Annotated in this window: 15 protein-coding genes and 1 riboswitch; of the genes, 7 read left to right on the top strand and 8 right to left on the bottom strand. The window is 70.5% G+C overall.

All coding sequences use genetic code 11. The features are described 5' to 3' along the window. Positions 1–110: 110 nt before the first annotated feature. The 6 genes from IZR01_RS06410 to IZR01_RS06385 all read left to right on the top strand — a co-directional run bounded on the left by IZR01_RS06410 (position 111) and on the right by IZR01_RS06385 (position 5822). Positions 111–683 (top strand): SigE family RNA polymerase sigma factor, encoded by a 573-nt coding sequence (locus IZR01_RS06410; RefSeq protein WP_194892952.1) that lies wholly within the window; start codon positions 111–113, stop codon positions 681–683. Between the two features lie 43 nt (positions 684–726). Next, complete coding sequence (locus tag IZR01_RS06405) at positions 727–2352, top strand: long-chain fatty acid--CoA ligase (RefSeq protein ID WP_194892953.1); 1626 nt, start codon at positions 727–729, stop codon at positions 2350–2352. A 113-nt stretch (positions 2353–2465) separates the two neighbouring features. Beyond that, entirely contained in the window at positions 2466–3371 is a 906-nt protein-coding gene (locus IZR01_RS06400; RefSeq protein ID WP_194892954.1) for a hypothetical protein, read from the top strand. Positions 3372–3498: 127 nt separating this feature from the next. Continuing rightward, entirely contained in the window at positions 3499–3993 is a 495-nt protein-coding gene (locus tag IZR01_RS06395) for a SigE family RNA polymerase sigma factor (protein ID WP_194892955.1), read from the top strand. A gap of 35 nt (positions 3994–4028) precedes the next feature. After that, positions 4029–4382 carry a hypothetical protein gene (locus IZR01_RS06390; protein ID WP_194892956.1) on the top strand — a complete coding sequence of 118 codons (354 nt, stop codon included), beginning with the start codon at positions 4029–4031 and terminating at the stop codon, positions 4380–4382. A gap of 87 nt (positions 4383–4469) precedes the next feature. Further along, complete coding sequence (locus IZR01_RS06385; protein ID WP_194923250.1) at positions 4470–5822, top strand: ABC transporter substrate-binding protein; 1353 nt, start codon at positions 4470–4472, stop codon at positions 5820–5822. Here the strand turns inward: IZR01_RS06385 and IZR01_RS06380 are convergent. The 5 genes from IZR01_RS06380 to IZR01_RS06360 all read right to left on the bottom strand — a co-directional run bounded on the left by IZR01_RS06380 (position 5819) and on the right by IZR01_RS06360 (position 11374). After that, positions 5819–6622 (bottom strand): ABC transporter ATP-binding protein, encoded by an 804-nt coding sequence (locus IZR01_RS06380; protein ID WP_194923249.1) that lies wholly within the window; start codon positions 6620–6622, stop codon positions 5819–5821. The genes IZR01_RS06385 and IZR01_RS06380 overlap by 4 nt on opposite strands. Continuing rightward, on the bottom strand, positions 6619–7827 hold the full coding sequence (locus tag IZR01_RS06375; RefSeq protein ID WP_194923248.1) for a FecCD family ABC transporter permease: 1209 nt from the start codon (positions 7825–7827) through the stop codon (positions 6619–6621). The genes IZR01_RS06380 and IZR01_RS06375 overlap by 4 nt, the downstream gene beginning before the upstream one ends. 138 nt (positions 7828–7965) lie before the next feature. After that, a complete protein-coding gene (locus tag IZR01_RS06370; protein WP_194923247.1) occupies positions 7966–8958 on the bottom strand; it encodes an ABC transporter substrate-binding protein in 993 nt (330 codons plus the stop codon). Positions 8959–9082: 124 nt separating this feature from the next. Next, positions 9083–9142: riboswitch (cobalamin riboswitch) on the bottom strand. A gap of 133 nt (positions 9143–9275) precedes the next feature. After that, positions 9276–10106 carry an enoyl-CoA hydratase/isomerase family protein gene (locus IZR01_RS06365; protein ID WP_194923246.1) on the bottom strand — a complete coding sequence of 277 codons (831 nt, stop codon included), beginning with the start codon at positions 10104–10106 and terminating at the stop codon, positions 9276–9278. Positions 10107–10123: 17 nt separating this feature from the next. Further along, positions 10124–11374, bottom strand: coding sequence for a GNAT family N-acetyltransferase (locus tag IZR01_RS06360; RefSeq protein WP_194923245.1), 1251 nt, complete (start codon positions 11372–11374; stop codon positions 10124–10126). Between the two features lie 159 nt (positions 11375–11533). Between IZR01_RS06360 and IZR01_RS06355 the strand changes: the two genes are divergently transcribed. Further along, on the top strand, positions 11534–12433 hold the full coding sequence (locus IZR01_RS06355; protein ID WP_194923244.1) for an alpha/beta fold hydrolase: 900 nt from the start codon (positions 11534–11536) through the stop codon (positions 12431–12433). 52 nt (positions 12434–12485) lie between these two features. Here the strand turns inward: IZR01_RS06355 and IZR01_RS06350 are convergent, their stop codons facing one another. The 3 genes from IZR01_RS06350 to IZR01_RS06340 all read right to left on the bottom strand — a co-directional run bounded on the left by IZR01_RS06350 (position 12486) and on the right by IZR01_RS06340 (position 15241). Next, positions 12486–13202, bottom strand: a complete 717-nt coding sequence (locus tag IZR01_RS06350) for a metal-dependent hydrolase (protein ID WP_194892963.1) — start codon at positions 13200–13202, stop codon at positions 12486–12488. A 155-nt stretch (positions 13203–13357) separates the two neighbouring features. After that, positions 13358–14539 (bottom strand): MarP family serine protease, encoded by a 1182-nt coding sequence (locus IZR01_RS06345; RefSeq protein WP_194923243.1) that lies wholly within the window; start codon positions 14537–14539, stop codon positions 13358–13360. After that, positions 14540–15241 (bottom strand): NUDIX hydrolase, encoded by a 702-nt coding sequence (locus IZR01_RS06340; protein ID WP_194892965.1) that lies wholly within the window; start codon positions 15239–15241, stop codon positions 14540–14542. Between the last annotated feature and the right edge of the window lie 12 nt (positions 15242–15253).

Below are 15253 nucleotides of genomic sequence, written 5' to 3'. Positions count from 1 at the left end.
TACTAAGAACAAGCCGTGATTTCTGTGCGCTGCCCACAACTTCCAGATCCACACCGGTCGGGACAACCCTCGATTGTCATCCCGGCGTCTCCTCGGCATAACGTTGGGGCGTGACGGCGGACAGAGACCAGGAGTTCTCTCGCTATGTCACGGAACGCTCCGGAGCGTTGCTGCGGATCGCCTACCTCCTGACCGGGAACCGCGCCGACGCCGAGGATCTGTTGCAGACCGCGCTGGCCAAGACGTACCTGTCATGGAACCGCATCCAGGACAAAGGCGCGCTCGACGGATACGTCCGCCGAGTGCTGGTGAACACCCAGACCTCCTGGTGGCGCAAGCGCCGGGTCGAGGAATACCCCACCGACCAGCTCCCCGAGCAGGTCTGGGAGGACACCGGCCCGGCGGAGATCGAACTGCGCTCCACGGTCTGGAACTCGCTCGCCCAGCTTCCGCGCCGCCAGCGCGCGGTGGTGGTGCTGCGCTATTACGAGGATCTCTCGGAAGCCGAGACGGCCGAGGTAATGGGGATCTCAGTCGGCACCGTGAAGTCAACATCTTCACGCGCCCTTGCCAAGCTCCGAACAGACGGGGCGTTGCGCGACGCCCGGGTCGCCATCCCGGCCCCGCTTCGCCCGCCTGCCGGAGGACCTCTTCCGAAATCCGCCAAGGTCGATGCAGACTGACGGGGGTACCGCCCGGTAACCTCAATCCCTCTGGAAGCCAGCGATGCGCTCGACCATGCAGGAGACCCCGCTAGGCATCCCGACGCTCCTGCGGTTCGCCTCGACCGCCTACTCCGCCTCCAAGGTGCACACCGTCACCGCCGACGGGCTGCGCACCGGCACGTTCGCCGAGGTCGGCGCCCGGTCCGCGCAGCTCGCGCACGCGCTGCACGACGATCTGGGGATCCGCGGCGACCAGCGGGTGGCCACGTTCATGTGGAACAACCAGGAGCACCTGGAGGCGTACTTCGCCGTCCCGTCCATGGGCGCCGTGCTCCACACGCTGAACATCCGCTTGTACCCGGATCAGATCACGTACATCGCCAACCACGCCGAGGACAAGGTGGTGCTGGTCGACGGCAGTCTGATCCCGCTGCTGGCCCGGGTGCTGCCGGGGTTCGAGACGGTCGAGCACGTGGTGGTCGTCGGCGCCGGCGACACCGCGCCGCTGGCGCCGGCCGGCAAGCAGATCCACCACTACGAGGAACTCCTGGCCGGGAAACCCACGAGCTATGACTGGCCGGACTTCGCCGAGACCGACGCCGCCGCGATGTGCTACACCTCCGGCACCACCGGCAACCCCAAGGGCGTCGTCTACAGCCACCGCTCGATCTACCTGCACTCGATGCAGGTCACGATGCCGCAGTCGTTCCAGCTGAACGAGGCCAACCGGGTCCTGACCATCGTCCCGATGTTCCACGCGATGGCCTGGGGCATCCCCTACGCGGCGCTGATGAGCGGCGCGAGCCTGGTCATGCCGGACCGGTTCATGCAGGCCCCGGCGCTGGTGCGGGCGATCCACGAGTCCGGGGCGGACTTCGCCGGCGCGGTGCCGACGATCTGGAGCGACCTGCTGAACCACCTGGACGCCACCGGCGAGAAGATCCCGACGCTCAAGCGCGCGGTGGTCGGCGGCTCGGCGGTGCCGCCGGCCCTGATGAGCGCCTTCGAAGAGCGCTACGACATGCGCATCATCCACGCCTGGGGGATGACCGAGACCTCGCCGCTGGGCAGCGTCTCGCAGCCGCCGGCCGGCGCCGAGGGCGAGCGGGCCTGGTCCTACCGCGTGACCCAGGGCCGCTTCCCGGCCGGGGTGCAGGCCCGGCTGGCCGGCCCGGACGGCGCCATCGTGCCCAACGACGGCGAGGCGGTCGGCGAGCTGGAGGTCCGCGGGCCCTGGATCACCGGCGCCTACTACCTGGACGAGGACCCCGAGCGGTTCCACGACGGCTGGCTGCGCACCGGCGACGTCGGCACCATCACCCCGGACGGCTACCTGACGCTGACCGACCGGGAGAAGGACGTCATCAAGTCAGGCGGCGAGTGGATCTCCTCGGTGGAGCTGGAGAACCACCTGATGGCGCACCCGGCCGTCGCCGAGGCGACCGTGGTCGGCGTCCCGGACCCGCGCTGGCAGGAACGCCCGCTGGCCGCGGTGGTGCTGCGCGAGGGCGCTGAGGCCACGCCGGGCGAACTCCGCGAGTATCTGTCGGGACTGATCCCGAAATGGCAGCTTCCCGAGCGTTGGACCTTTCTCGAGACGGTCCCGAAGACCTCGGTGGGCAAGTTCGACAAGAAAGAAGTGCGCCGCGCGTATGCCGCCGGTGACCTTGAGGTCACAGTGTTGTAGACCTGCCCTGGAACGCCTCTTCAACGTGAAAGTCCGCAGTGTAGAGTGCCGAGAACTTGAGCAGCTGGAACATCAGTTGGAACATCAGTACTCGTCTGGGGAGGCACCGCGACATGCGGATATCTCGGCGGTTTTCGCGCTGCGCCGCCGCGGGCGCGGCCTCGGTGCTAGCCGCGGTCTCGATGACAGCGTGCTCCGGTTCCTCCTCGGGGAGCGGATCCGCGGCGGCGAACGCGGCGGCGTCGCAGTCCCAGGCGGACGCCAACGCCAATGCCAACGAGAACGACGTCCAGGTCCTGAACTCGCTACAGCTCACCCCGCAGGAGCTGGACAGCTCGTTCGCCACCGACAGCAGCTGGTCCACGTGGACCGACGCCGACCCGTCCAAGATTCTGCTCAAGCAGGCGTGGGCCTGCACGAAGAACATCATCGACACCAAGCAGACCACGCTCCAGCCGGTCACCACCTACTTCCGGGCCGACCAGCTCTCCGGCGGCGCGGCCGGGACGCCGACGGCGCCGCCGACGCCTTCGGCCCCCACGTCCGGCCACAGCTCCAGCCACAAGGGCTCGTCCTCGACGTCGAGTCCGTCGGGGTCGAACTCCACCCCGGCCGGCGACGGCAACCCCGCGCACTGGGTGGTCAGCACGGCGATCGCCTATCAGAGCGCGGACGCCGCCCAGACCGCCGTGGGCGCCATGGGGACGATCGACCCGAGCGCGGCCAACTGTGGCGGGCCCGCGGACAAGAAGCCCGTCGTCGGCGGCGGCATCGGCGAGGTCGCGCCGTCCTGGGACAACTCGCAGGGCGTCTTCGTCTACACGGACACCGGCAGCGGGACGACGATCGCCGTCGTGGCACAGCGCCGCGGCCGGTACGTCGTGCTCACCTACACTCGCGGGTATGCCAAGGACGACGCCGGGTATTACGACTTGGAAACCGGTCCGGACACCGGCCCGGCGGCCGACGCCGCCACGGCGGTGCTCGGCCTGCTGACCGCCTCGCTCGTGGGCAACTGACGGCCCGCCGCCTAGCGTTCTCTTCTGTCTGATCAGCGCCACCGGCACGGCCCAGCACCACCTGAGCAGTCCAGGCACTTAGCAGTCCCAGTACGCTGCCGACACTTGTGAAGGCCACTGATTAAGGATGCGGTCGGGAACAGACGATTTCCGGGAGTTCGTCAGCGCCCGCCAGGGCGCCCTGCGGCGAACCGCCTATCTGCTGTGCGGGGACTGGCACCAGGCGCAGGATCTGACCCAACAGACCCTCGCCAAGCTGTTCGTGGCCTGGTCTCGGGTACGCGCGGTGGAGGCCGTCGACTCCTACGCGCGCCAGGTCCTGGTGCGCACGTATATCGACGAGTCGCGCAAGCGCCGCAACCACGAGGTCGCCATCGCCGAGGTGCCCGACTCCGGCGTCGAGGAACCGGAGATCGAGACCCGGCTGGCGCTGATGGCGGCGCTCAAGCAGCTCTCGCCACGACAGAGGGCGGTCGTGGCGCTGCGGTTCTGGGACGATTTGAGTGTGGAGGCGACAGCCGAGGCACTCGGGATGAAGGCCAACACTGTGAAGTCGGACACCGCGCGGGCGTTGGCGAAACTCAAAGGACTTCTCGACTCGTCTGTACACCAGGCGGTCTGAGCGATGGGCACGGAGTCGGCGAAGGGAGGACACGGATGAACGCGGTGGACGCGTCCGCGGGCGAGGACGCGATGCGCGGTCTGATCGGGACCGCCTTCGCCGCCGGGGAACCCGGGCTGCCGGACCTGGACGACGTGATCGCGACCGTGGAGGTCCTCGGCGATCGCATCCGGCACCGCCAGCGGGTGCGCACCGGCCTGGCGGCCGGGGCGTTGTGCGTCGCGGGCTTCGGCATGGTCGCCGGGATCGCGGCGGTCGCGCACTCCAGCGGCACCGTGGTGCTCCCTGGCGGCGGCGGCCAGCCCCCGCCGGCGGTCTCGGTGACGACCGGGAGCGGCGGCGTGGACAGCAGCGGGACCAGTGCCGGGACCACGAGCGTGGATCCCTGAGGCGGGCTAGGCTCTTCCCGGGTCCGGTAGGGATATCGGGTCCTGACACACGCGGTTCCATGCCGGTACCACCTCGCGGGAGGGCCGATGCGGCGGATCTTCGTGCTCGGAGCGGGTCTGACGCTGCTCGGATCCGCGGCGTGCGGCACCCGGTTGCCGGATTCGGCCTTCACCTCCCAGAACCCCGCGGCCCCGGGCGCAGGCTCGACCGCTGCCGCCTCGGCGAACCCGGCCAGCGATATCGGCGTCACCCCGGCCTCGATCAAGATCGGGATGATCGATTCGGTGGACTCGCTGCTCGGCCCGGACACCTTCTCCGGCCCGATGTACGGCGCGCAGGCGTTCTTCAAGGCGCTGAACGCCGCCGGCGGGATCAACGGCCGGCAGATCAGCTTCGTCACATGCGACGACCAAGGTGTCGGCGGGACCGACGTGTCCTGCGCGCACACGCTGATCGACCAGGACAAGGTGTTCGCGTTCGCCGGGAACTCGATCTTCCAGTACGACGGCGCGTCCTACGTCTCGGCCAAGGACGTGCCGGACATCGGCGGCGAGCCCATCAGCAACGCGTACGACCAGTACCCACACCTGTACTCGATATACGGCAGCGACTATCCGCGCGACGGCAAGAGCATCGGCTGGCAGGGGAAGCTGTATTCGTCCACTGAGGCCGAGCACTATGCGAAGACCGTGTTGGGCGCGCACGTCGCCGGGCTCGTGTCGTACAACCAGGCCGACTCGGCGCGGTACGCCTCCTACGAAGCCGAGGCGTTGCGCAAGGAGGGCTTCACGGTCGTCCCGGAGCAGCTGGACATTGCGTTGGCCGACTTCGATTCCGCGGCGCTGGACATGAAGAACAAGGGCGTGGACGTCGTCTTCGACACCATCGACACCGACGGGAACGCCCGGCTGTGCAAGGCGATCGAGGACGCCGGGGTGCCGATCAAGGCGAAGTTCACGACCGTGCAGAGTTGGGACGCCACGGTCGCCACGACCTACAAGGACGCGCCGAAGTGCCGGAATCTGTTGTACGCGAACTCCTCCGACGCCAACTACGAGGACACGTCGAACCCGGCGGTGAAGGCGTTCCGGGACGCGATGGCGAAGTACTTCCCGGATCGGCAGGGGAAGCTGTCGGAGTGGGAGATCGACGGCTGGGCTTCGGCGCAGTGGCTCACCGACGCGGTGGCTTCGTGCGGGGCGGATGTGACGCGGGTGTGCGTCGAGAAGTTCATGAACTCCGGGAAGCCTTATGACGCGCACGGGATCATCACGCCGGCGCAGTTCGATGTGAAGGCACCGACCGGAACGACGCACGCGTGCTTCGACGTCGCGCAGTGGCAGGACTCTGCGAACGGCGGGCAGGGCGGCTGGGTGACCCGGGTGCCCGATATGGACACGAACTGCTATGACGTTCCTCAGGTTGCTTATTCGCCTTAGCCAGATCGGCTTTCGCGGACCAGTCGGCCATCGCGGACCAGGTGGATGACGGGGCGCCCGGCGCCGTCGTCGAAGACCCGCACGCGGGCTCCGTAGTGCTCGGCGATCCGTTGCTCGGTAAGGACTTCGCGGGCCGTGCCGCGGGCGACGACCGCGCCGTCGACCAGCAAGGTGAGGTCGTCGGCATACTGCGCGGCGAGGCTGAGGTCGTGCAGGGTACTGATGACGGTCAGGCCCTCGGTGGAACGGAGTTCGTCGACCAGATCCAGGACCTGTTGCTGGTGTCCCAGGTCCAGCGCGGTGGTCGGCTCGTCCAGCAACAGCACGCCTGCCTGCTGGGCCAGGGCCCGGGCCAGGACCACGCGCTGGCGTTCGCCGCCGGACATCGCGCCGAGCCGGCGGCCGGCGAACCCGGCGAGGTCCAGGCGCTCCAGCGCGCCGTCCGCGACCGCGCGGTCGGTGCGGGACTCGACGCCGAGGTACCCCAGGTGCGGGGTGCGGCCGAGCAGGACGTACTCGGCGACGGTCATGTCGGCGGGGAGCTGCGGCTGCTGCGGGACGTAGGCGATCAACCGGGCCCGGGCCTTCGCGGCCAGCTTCGCGACCGCCTCGCCGCCGACCTGGATCTCGCCTTGGTAGGGCAGGATGCCGACGACCGCCTTGAGCAGCGTGGACTTCCCCGCGCCGTTCGGACCGAGGACCGCGTGCCACGAGCCGGCGGCCACGGTCAGGTCCACGCCGCGCAGGATCGGCTTGCGGTCCAGCCTCACCCACGCCCCGGCGGCCTTGACCGCGCTCACCGGTCGCGCTCCCGGGTCGCGCGCAGGATGACCAGGAAGAACGGCGCGCCGACGAACGAGGTGACCACGCCGATCGGCAGCTCGGCCGGGGCCAGCGCGGTGCGGGCCAGCAGGTCGGCCAGCACCAGGAACGCACCGCCCACCAGCAGGCTCATCGGCAGCAGCAGCCGGTGGCCCGGGCCCGCGACGCGCCGCACGACGTGCGGCACCACCAGGCCGACGAAGCCGATGATGCCGCTCACCGCGACGGCTGTGGCGGTGGCCAGCGAGGCCGCCGCCAGGACGATCAGGCGGGTGCGCACCGGGTGCAGGCCGAGCGTGGCCGCCTCGTCGTCACCGAGAGCCAGGACGTCCAGGTGCCGGGCGTGCACACTGACGATCAGGACGCTGATGACGGCGTAGGGCAGGGCCAGCCGCACCAGGGACCAGTCGGACGCGGCGAAGCTCCCGAACAGCCACGAGTACACCTGCCGCACATCCGCGGTGCTGCGCTGCATGACGAAGGTCTGCACCGCCCCCACGAACGAACTGACCGCGACGCCGGCGAGGATCAGCGAGGCGGTGCCACCGCGCCCCACGAGCGTGCCGAGCACGTAGCTGGCCAGCACCCCGCCGAGCGCCCCGACGAAGGCAGCCAGCGGCACCGCGCCGATGCCCGCCACGGTGTGCTCCGGCCCGCCGCCGTAGACGATGACGAGCGTCGCGGCCATACCGGCACCGGCCGAAGCGCCGATCGTCCCGGAGTCGGACAACGGATTGCGGAACACTCCCTGATACGCGGCCCCGGCCTGCGCGAGCAGCGCACCGACCAGCGTCGCCAACACCACGCGCGGCAGCCGGATCTCATTGAGCACACTCAGCTGCACCGGCCCGAGCCCGGTGTGGATGTCGACGAAGGGGAGCTTGTCGAGCAACGCCTCGGTGGTACCGAGCACGGGCAGACCCGCGGCGCCGCCGAGGCTGGAGACGAGCACCGCGAGCAGGAGGACCGCGGTCGCGGCCAGGAGCGCGATGGTGGGGCGGGCCGGGCGACGGGTTAGCCGGCGAGGGGAGGCGGCACTGGTGGTGGCCGGGTCATCGATCGCTGAACGATCAGGATTCGCAGACAGATCGCCGCCCAGCTCGCCGGCCGCAGCCGAGTCGGGCACCGGCCCCGGTGCCGAGGCATCGACCTCGGTGGTACTCGCCGAACCGGTTTCGGGCATCGGCGCCGAGCCATTCACCTCGGCAGGTCCGCCCGCACTCGCACCCGCCACCGCCAACGGACCGGCGCCCGGGCGCGTGACATCGCCGCCCGCGCCCGGGCCGGTGCCACGTTCCGCTCCGCGCCCCATCGTCGTGGCTCAGCCCTGGGCCTGGTTCACGGCCTTCGAGATCTGCTGCACCAGCTGCACCAGGCGCGGCCCCCAGCGGGAGGCGATGTCGTCGTCGAGGCCGACCACGGTGCCCTTGGCCGCGTTCTTGACCGCGGGGATCGCCGACCAGCCGGGGCGGGCGGCGACGGTGGCCGCGCTCTGCTGGCAGCACTTGGTGTCGGCCAGGAAGATCAGGTCCGGGGCCGAGGTGACCAGGTACTCGTCGGAGAGCTGGGGGTAGCCGCCGCCGGTCTTGTCCGCCGGGTCGGCGATGTTGGTGAGGCCGAACTGGGCGAAGATCGAGCCGATGAAGGTCTTGGAGGTGGCGCTGTAGTTCCCCGGGGTGCCGACCTCGTAGTAGTACTTGAGCGGGCTGGCCGGCTTCTTGGTGCCGGCGATCGCCGCGTCGATCTGCTGCTTCATGGTGCCGACCTCGGTCGCGGCCTGGGCCGCGTGGCCGGTGGCGGTGCCGAGTTCGGTGATCTGGTTGTAGGCGTCGTCGAGGTTGTTCGCGGCGTCGAACCACAGGACCGGCACGTTCAGCTTGCCCAGCTGCTCCACGATCTGCGAGCTGTCGTCGGCGACCACGACCAGGTCCGGGTTGTACTTGGCGATCGCCTCGGCGTTCGGCTTGTAGCCGGACAGCGTCGTCTTCGGCGCGTCGGCCGGGTAGTCCGACTGGTCGTCGACGGCGATCACCTGGGAGCCGGCGCCGATCTGGAACAGGTCCTCGGTGGCCGAAGGCGACAGCGAGACGATCTTCTTGGGCGCGGCCGCCAGCTTCACCGGACCGTTCTTGGCGGTGACGGTGGTCGGGAAGGCCGCCGCGCTGGCACTGCTGGACGTGGCCGGGGTGGTCGAGGACCCGGACCCGGCGGGCGTCGACTTCGAGGACGAACAGCCGGCGGCCGCCAGCGCCGAGACCGCGACGACACCGACGGCGATCCGCCGGGTCAGGGTGGGGTGCGGACGAGAATGCACGAGGTCAGCTCCTCCGGCTGATCCGCGGCCCGCACGGCGCGCGTCGGCCCGGGTGACCGTGGTTACGCACAGCCGGACCGCCCCGAACCGCGAGGGCCGAACCTTGGCACAGCGCGTGAGGCGACCTGGCTTGCTCCCCGCCGGGGAGCTCACAGTTGCGGGACAGCGCCGGACTCTCACCGGCTTCGCTGCACACGTTGTGGACGGCGGACAACGCCGTCGTCCAAGACGCTAGCAAGCGCCGGGCCCCGCGACTAACCCTGAGCCACCGCGAGACCCGTGATCTGGATAACTCCGCCGAACACCCGCACCGTTCGCTATGGCCAGACCGCAGAGCGCTTCTCCACGAACGCCCGCACGCCCTCGGCCCGGTCCGCCGAGAACGCCGTGGCCCGCCACGCGCCGTCCTCCACGTCCAACCCGGCGGCCAGCGGCAGGTCGGCACCGGTCTTCAGGGCGTGCTTGGCGTTGCGCACGCCGATCGGCGAGTTCTTCGCGATCTGCTGCGCCAGCTCCAGGGCCGCCGCGCGCGCCGTCGACGTGCCCGGGACCCGCCGGTCGACCATGCCGAAGCGGTCGGCCTCGTCGGCGTCGATCCGGCGGGCGGTGAAGATCAGGTCGGCGGCGCGGTTCATGCCGACCCGGCGGACCAGGGTCTGGGTGCCGCCGCCGCCGGGGATCACGCCGACCGAGACCTCGGGCAGGCCGAACACCGCGCCGTCGTCGGCCACGATGAGGTCGCAGCCCAGGGCCAGCTCGCAGCCGCCGCCCAGGGCGTAGCCGGAGACCGCGGCGATGACCGGCATCGGGAGCGAGCCGAAGGCGCCCCAGGTGCGGCGGAACGCCGGGCGGGTGGCGACCAGTTCGGCATCGCTCATCTCGTTGCGTTCCTTCAGGTCCACACCGACGCAGAACGCGTGGTTCTTCCCCTCGACCGCGGGCGGCGCCGAGGACACCACCACCGCGCGGACCGTCGGGTCCTCGGCCAGCTCCGGCGCGACGTCCCGGATCGCCGCGGCCATCCCGGTGGAGATCGCGTTCATCGCCCCGACCCGGTTCAGCACGATCTCCGCGACCACGCCGTTGCCCGATGCCGGGTGCCGCCGCAGGAGTACGCCGTTGTAATCCTTCTCGGTAATGTCGCTCATAGCGGCCAACATACCGATCAGAATTCGAAGGGCGCGAACGGCGCGACCTCGCTCACAAACGCCCGCGACGCCGCCGCCAGCGCGCCCGGCCGCAGCTCCTCGACCCGCCCGGCCCGGCCCAGCGCGCTGAGCGAGAGGCCACCGAGGTAGGCCGTGCCGAGTTCGCGCGGCCCGAGCACCAGATCGGCCGGTTCCGTGGTCCGCGTGCACACCGCGCCGCCGGCGTCGCCGCTCAACCGCCATCGGCCGGTGTTCCACGGACAGAACGGGTCCGCGAGCTCGAACACCACATCCACCGGCGCCGCGTAGCGCCGCCCGGCGAGTGCCCGGTCCACGTCCACGAGCCGCACATACAACACGTCCTCGACCCGCGGCACCGACTGCCGGGGATCGGCGAGCAGGAACATCAGCGGGTCGTCGGTCGGCACCTCGGCGTGGATTTCGAGGGTCAGGTCGATGTCGGTCAGGAAGCGCCACACGGCGATGTAGGAGGCGAGGTCGCGGCCGTGGACCTCCCGGACCCGCACCTTGCCGTCAGGCCGCGCCGGATTGTCGAAGTCGGCCTCGACCTGGTACCGGGCGTAGCCGGCCACCTGGCCCGCGGCGTCCTCGGCGACCACGCAGCGCAGCGGGCCGGCGTCGTCCCGGGTGAACTCGTTGTCGAGCGTCGCCACGTCGCCCCAGCCCTTGCCGATGCGGGAGACCATGCCCGGACGGCCCAGCCGGACCGCGTCGAACACCGCCTGGCAGCGGTCGTACGCCTTGCGCGGGTCCAGCATCCGCATCTGGAACCCGTCGCTGCCGGGCACCGCCGACAGCCCTTCGCCGCCCCGCGGGATGGTGAGCGCGAGCGCATGCGTGCCCAGCCCGTAGCCGAAACGGCCGTAGATCGCGGGCTCGGAGGCGAACAGGGTCGCGACCGCCGCGTCGCCGCGCTCGTGCCAGCCGGTCATCTGGTGCCGCAGCAGCGCGGTCAGGATGCCGCGCCGGCGGTGGGTGGCCTTCACGGTGATCATCGTGACGCCGGCCGTCGGCACCGTGACCCCGCCGGGCACCGTCAGCTCGAAGGGGATGTCGCCCCCGGTGCCGACCAGTTCGTCGCCGTCGAACGCGGCGACCGTCCGCTCCCGGGACACCAGGCGCAGCCACAGGTCCTGCATTTCCTCCGGCGGTTCCTCGTGGAAGGCGAAGTTGAGTTGCGCGTGGAAGTCCTCGGTCTCGCCCTTGGTGATGGGACGAACCGGGTAGGCCGCAGCATTGGAGCTCATACTCCATGGCAACATCGCCGCCCCGTCTGAGCGAGCCGATTTCCGCCCGGCCCACCGACCAGGCCCACCGACCGGGCCGGCCGGCCCTGCCCTCCGGCCACCCGTACGCACCGGCGGACGAGGCAACTTAGAACCCGCACCGCGTGGGAGGCTGAACCCATGCAGGATTCCGATCCGATCCGCCTGGCCGGGCCGTGGACGCACCGCGACATCTCCGCGAACGGCGCCCGCTTCCACGTCGCCGAGATGGGCGAGGGGCCGCTGGTGCTGTTCCTGCACGGCTTCCCGGAATTCTGGTGGTCCTGGCGGCACCAGCTCCCGGCGGTCGCCGAGGCCGGCTACCGCGCCGTGGCGATGGACCTGCGCGGCTACGGCGGCAGCGACAAGACCCCGCGCGGCTACGACCCGCTGACCCTGACCATGGACGTCACCGGGGTGATCCGGGCGCTGGGCCAGTCCAACGCCACGCTCGTCGGCCACGAATGGGGCGCCTTCATCGGCTGGACCGCGGCGGTCTTCCGGCCGGCCGCGGTGAACCGCCTGGCGGTCACCGGTTCGGCCCATCCGCGCCGGCTGCGCCAGAGCCTGCTGAGCGACCCCAAGCAGATCTCCGCGGCCCGCTTCATGTGGTCCGCGCAGCGGCCGTGGGCCCCGGAGAAGGCCCTGACCCGCGACGCGGCGATGCTGGTCGAGCAGCTGCTCGCGGAGTGGGGCGCGACCGGGTGGCCGGAGCTGGACGTGGCGCAGCGCTACCGCGACGCGATGCTCGTGCCCGGCGCCGCGCACTCCTCGCTGGAGTACTACCGCTGGCTCATCAGGTCCCTGGTCCGCCCGGACGGGATGCGGTTCGCGCAGCGAATGCGCACCGAGGTGCGGGTTCCGGTGCTGCACATGCAGGGCGAACTCGACAACGCCCTGCTACCGCACGTCGCCCGCGGCTCGGGGCGCTACGTCACCGCCGCCTACCGCTGGCGGCTGCTGGAGGGCATCGGCCACTTCCCGCACGAGGAGGCGCCGATGCGTTTCACGAATGAACTGCTCGACTGGCTGAAGAGCTGACAGCCGATGGCGACAGCCAGCAATCGATAGCCGGTACTGGATCGCCGGCTGGCTAAGGCTTCGAAGCCGTCTTTATGTAGAGCAGCACCGCGCAACCGACCGCCATCACCGGCGCCAGGAACCAGGTCTCCATCTTGTTCCCGGTGCGCTGGATCAGCGGTATCCCGGTCCGCAGCGTGAACGGCCAGAACAGCCGGCAGCCGTGGTCGGTGAGGCAGTCGCCGGCCAGGTGGGTCAGGGCTCCCAGTCCTATGGCAAACGGCAGCCAGCTCGGCGCGCTGACTATCCAGCGGTCCATCAGGACCGTGCCGCCGCCGGCCAGCAGGATGCAGGGCCCGTAGGCCTCCAGCTTCTCCCCCGACGGGCACAGGTTCAGCGCGCGCACGGCCAGCACCAGCATGAAGAACACCAGGCCGAGGGTGAAGTAGCGGCCGAGGTACTTCTCACCGGCCCAGGTGCCGTAGGTGACGGCGGCGACGAACGCCAGCGAGTGCGTGGCGTGCCGGTGCCCGCCGCTGATCTTCGAAACACCCTTGCACAGGTTGTGGGTGATCGGCCCGACCGAGTGCGCGATGGTGCCGTTCGGGTGGTCGATGTCCGGCAGCAGCGCCGCCCCGGCCGTGATGAAGGTCCCGAAGAGCAGGTCCTTGGGCTGGATGTGGGCGGTCGAGCCGTGCATCGCCGGATAGGCCAGGACGCTCATCGGCAGCGCCGAGGCGGCCGCCGCCCAGGCCAGTCCGCCGCTGGTCGCGTGTGAGTGCCCGAGCATGCCCGATCCGCCCCCTGGTTGTCTGTTCCGGTTCTGGCGATGAACGTATCAGGAAGGCGCGACGGACCTCGGGGCGGCAGAAGTCTGAGATCGACTTGTCCGCCCGGGCAGCCGCGGGCCGAAGTGCCCTCGTCCGCCCGAACGGCGGCGAGGGCTCAGATCGCGCAGGCCTGGGTGTTGACCGGAGTGTCGGTGGCGGCGCCGGCCGAGGCGTCGGAGGAGACCTCCGAGGCGGTCAGCGCGTAGCCGGTGTTCTTGTCCTCCAGCGACTTGGCGAAGACCACGCCGAGCACCCGGCCGTCGCTGGACAGCAGCGGGCCGCCGGAGTTGCCCTGCTGCACCTGTGCGTAGAGCGAGAACACCTGGCGCCGGACGTTGCCGTTGGAGTAGATGTCGGCGCCGGTGGCCGTGATCTGCTCGCGGATGCGCGCGGCGTCGACGGTGAACGGGCCGTCCTCCGGGTAGCCGACCACCAGCGCGTCGTCGTTGGCCTTGCCGGACACATCGAAGTTCAGCTGCGGCGCCTTCAGGCCGGGCACGTCCAGCACGGCGATGTCCCGCTTGGGGTCGAACAGCACCACGGTCGCCGCGTACTGCCGGTTGTCGGACTGCCGCACCACCAGCGAGCGGGTGCCGCCGACCACGTGCGCGTTGGTCATCACCTTGCCCGGGGCGTAGACGAACCCGGAGCCCTCGATGTCCTTGCCGCAGGACGGCGCCTGGCCGCGGATCTTCACGATCGAGGCCCGGTCGGCGCCGACCACCGGGCTGTGCAGCAGCGCCTGGTCCGGGGCCGGGACGTTCGCCGGGTCCTCGGCCTGGAAGGGCGCGAACACCTGCGGGAAGCCGTTGCGGTTCAGGATGTTGGAGAACCCGTTGAACCACTGGTTGGCGCCCTGCGGCAGCACCTGTGTCATGCCCTTGAGGATGCTGGAGGAGCGCACCTGGTCGCTGATGGTCGGCACCGAGGACGTGAACAGCGCCAGCCCCAGGAACCAGGCCACCATCAGCACCGCGATCACCGACACCACCGAGCCGCTGACCGCGTCCACCAGCTGCGCGGGCTGCCAGGTGATGGCCTCGCGCAGCTTGGCGCCCAGCATCGAGCCGAGCACCTGCCCGACCACCGCCAGCGCCAGCACCGCGCACAGCGCGATCACCGAGGCCAGCAGACTGCTGGAGGAGCGGTCCAGGAAGGTCGGGACCAGCACGAAGCCCAGCGTCAGGCCGCCGATGAAGCCGGCGAAGGAGACCACTCCCACGACGAAACCCTGCCGATACCCGGAGACCGCGAACGCCGCCACGACGAGCAGCAGCAGGATGTCGAGGATGTCCATCTACTTATCTTCTCCCCCCGGCGCGCCGCGGTCGCGGAACGCCAGCGCCAGCACCTCCTGCGGCAGCGGTTCGAACCGCTCCCTATCCCACGGCCGCTCCCAGCCGCCGGCCCGCAGCACCCCGTCCAGGAGCGCGGCGGTGAAGCCCCAGATCAGCAAGGGCCCGGCGTCGAAGGCCGGGCTGGAGTTCCCCGAAGGGCTGCCGACCAGCATCCGGTTGGCCGGGTCGACCAGGTCCCGCACCGCGATCCGGCACACCGAGGCGACCTCCCGCGCGTCCCGTACCCGGACCGGGCTGGGGGTACGCCACCAGCCCAACACCGGGGTCACCAGGAAGTCCGAAGGGAAGACGTACTGGTCCGGCAGGATCCCGAAGACCTGCACCCCGGCCGGATCCAGATCGGTCTCCTCGTTGGCCTCGCGCAGCGCGGTGGCCACCGGCCCCTCGCCGGGATCGACCGCGCCGCCGGGGAAGGCCGGCTGCCCGGGATGGTTCCGCAGGGTCTTGGAACGCTCGACGAACAACACGTCGGGTCCGTGCACCGGGTCCTCGCCGAACAGGATCAGCACCGCGGAGCGCCGGGGCTCCCCGGCCAAGTCCGCGGGCCGCTTGAAGCGCGGGCCCAGCCCGGTCCCGCTTTCGGCGGCCCGGGCCAGCGGGAGCAACCACTCGGGCAACGAATCGGCTATCTGGATTCCCATGTCATGGGCAAC

It is taken from the genome of Catenulispora pinisilvae (genome assembly GCF_015356865.1).
GTDB lineage: Bacteria > Actinomycetota > Actinomycetes > Streptomycetales > Catenulisporaceae > Catenulispora > Catenulispora pinisilvae.
This window is presented reverse-complemented; position numbering and strand designations above follow the sequence as displayed.

Bases quoted from the DNA above. Each gene is read 5' to 3' on its own strand.
- IZR01_RS06405 (WP_194892953.1), top strand. From the start codon at position 727: ATGCGCTCGACCATGCAGGAGACCCCGCTAGGCATCCCGACGCTCCTG.
- IZR01_RS06400 (WP_194892954.1), top strand. From the start codon at position 2,466: ATGCGGATATCTCGGCGGTTTTCGCGCTGCGCCGCCGCGGGCGCGGCC.
- IZR01_RS06395 (WP_194892955.1), top strand. From the start codon at position 3,499: ATGCGGTCGGGAACAGACGATTTCCGGGAGTTCGTCAGCGCCCGCCAG.
- IZR01_RS06390 (WP_194892956.1), top strand. From the start codon at position 4,029: ATGAACGCGGTGGACGCGTCCGCGGGCGAGGACGCGATGCGCGGTCTG.
- IZR01_RS06385 (WP_194923250.1), top strand. From the start codon at position 4,470: ATGCGGCGGATCTTCGTGCTCGGAGCGGGTCTGACGCTGCTCGGATCC.
- IZR01_RS06375 (WP_194923248.1), bottom strand. From the start codon at position 7,827: ATGCCCGAAACCGGTTCGGCGAGTACCACCGAGGTCGATGCCTCGGCA.
- IZR01_RS06365 (WP_194923246.1), bottom strand. From the start codon at position 10,106: ATGAGCGACATTACCGAGAAGGATTACAACGGCGTACTCCTGCGGCGG.
- IZR01_RS06360 (WP_194923245.1), bottom strand. From the start codon at position 11,374: ATGAGCTCCAATGCTGCGGCCTACCCGGTTCGTCCCATCACCAAGGGC.
- IZR01_RS06355 (WP_194923244.1), top strand. From the start codon at position 11,534: ATGCAGGATTCCGATCCGATCCGCCTGGCCGGGCCGTGGACGCACCGC.
- IZR01_RS06350 (WP_194892963.1), bottom strand. From the start codon at position 13,202: ATGCTCGGGCACTCACACGCGACCAGCGGCGGACTGGCCTGGGCGGCG.
- IZR01_RS06345 (WP_194923243.1), bottom strand. From the start codon at position 14,539: ATGGACATCCTCGACATCCTGCTGCTGCTCGTCGTGGCGGCGTTCGCG.
- IZR01_RS06340 (WP_194892965.1), bottom strand. From the start codon at position 15,241: ATGGGAATCCAGATAGCCGATTCGTTGCCCGAGTGGTTGCTCCCGCTG.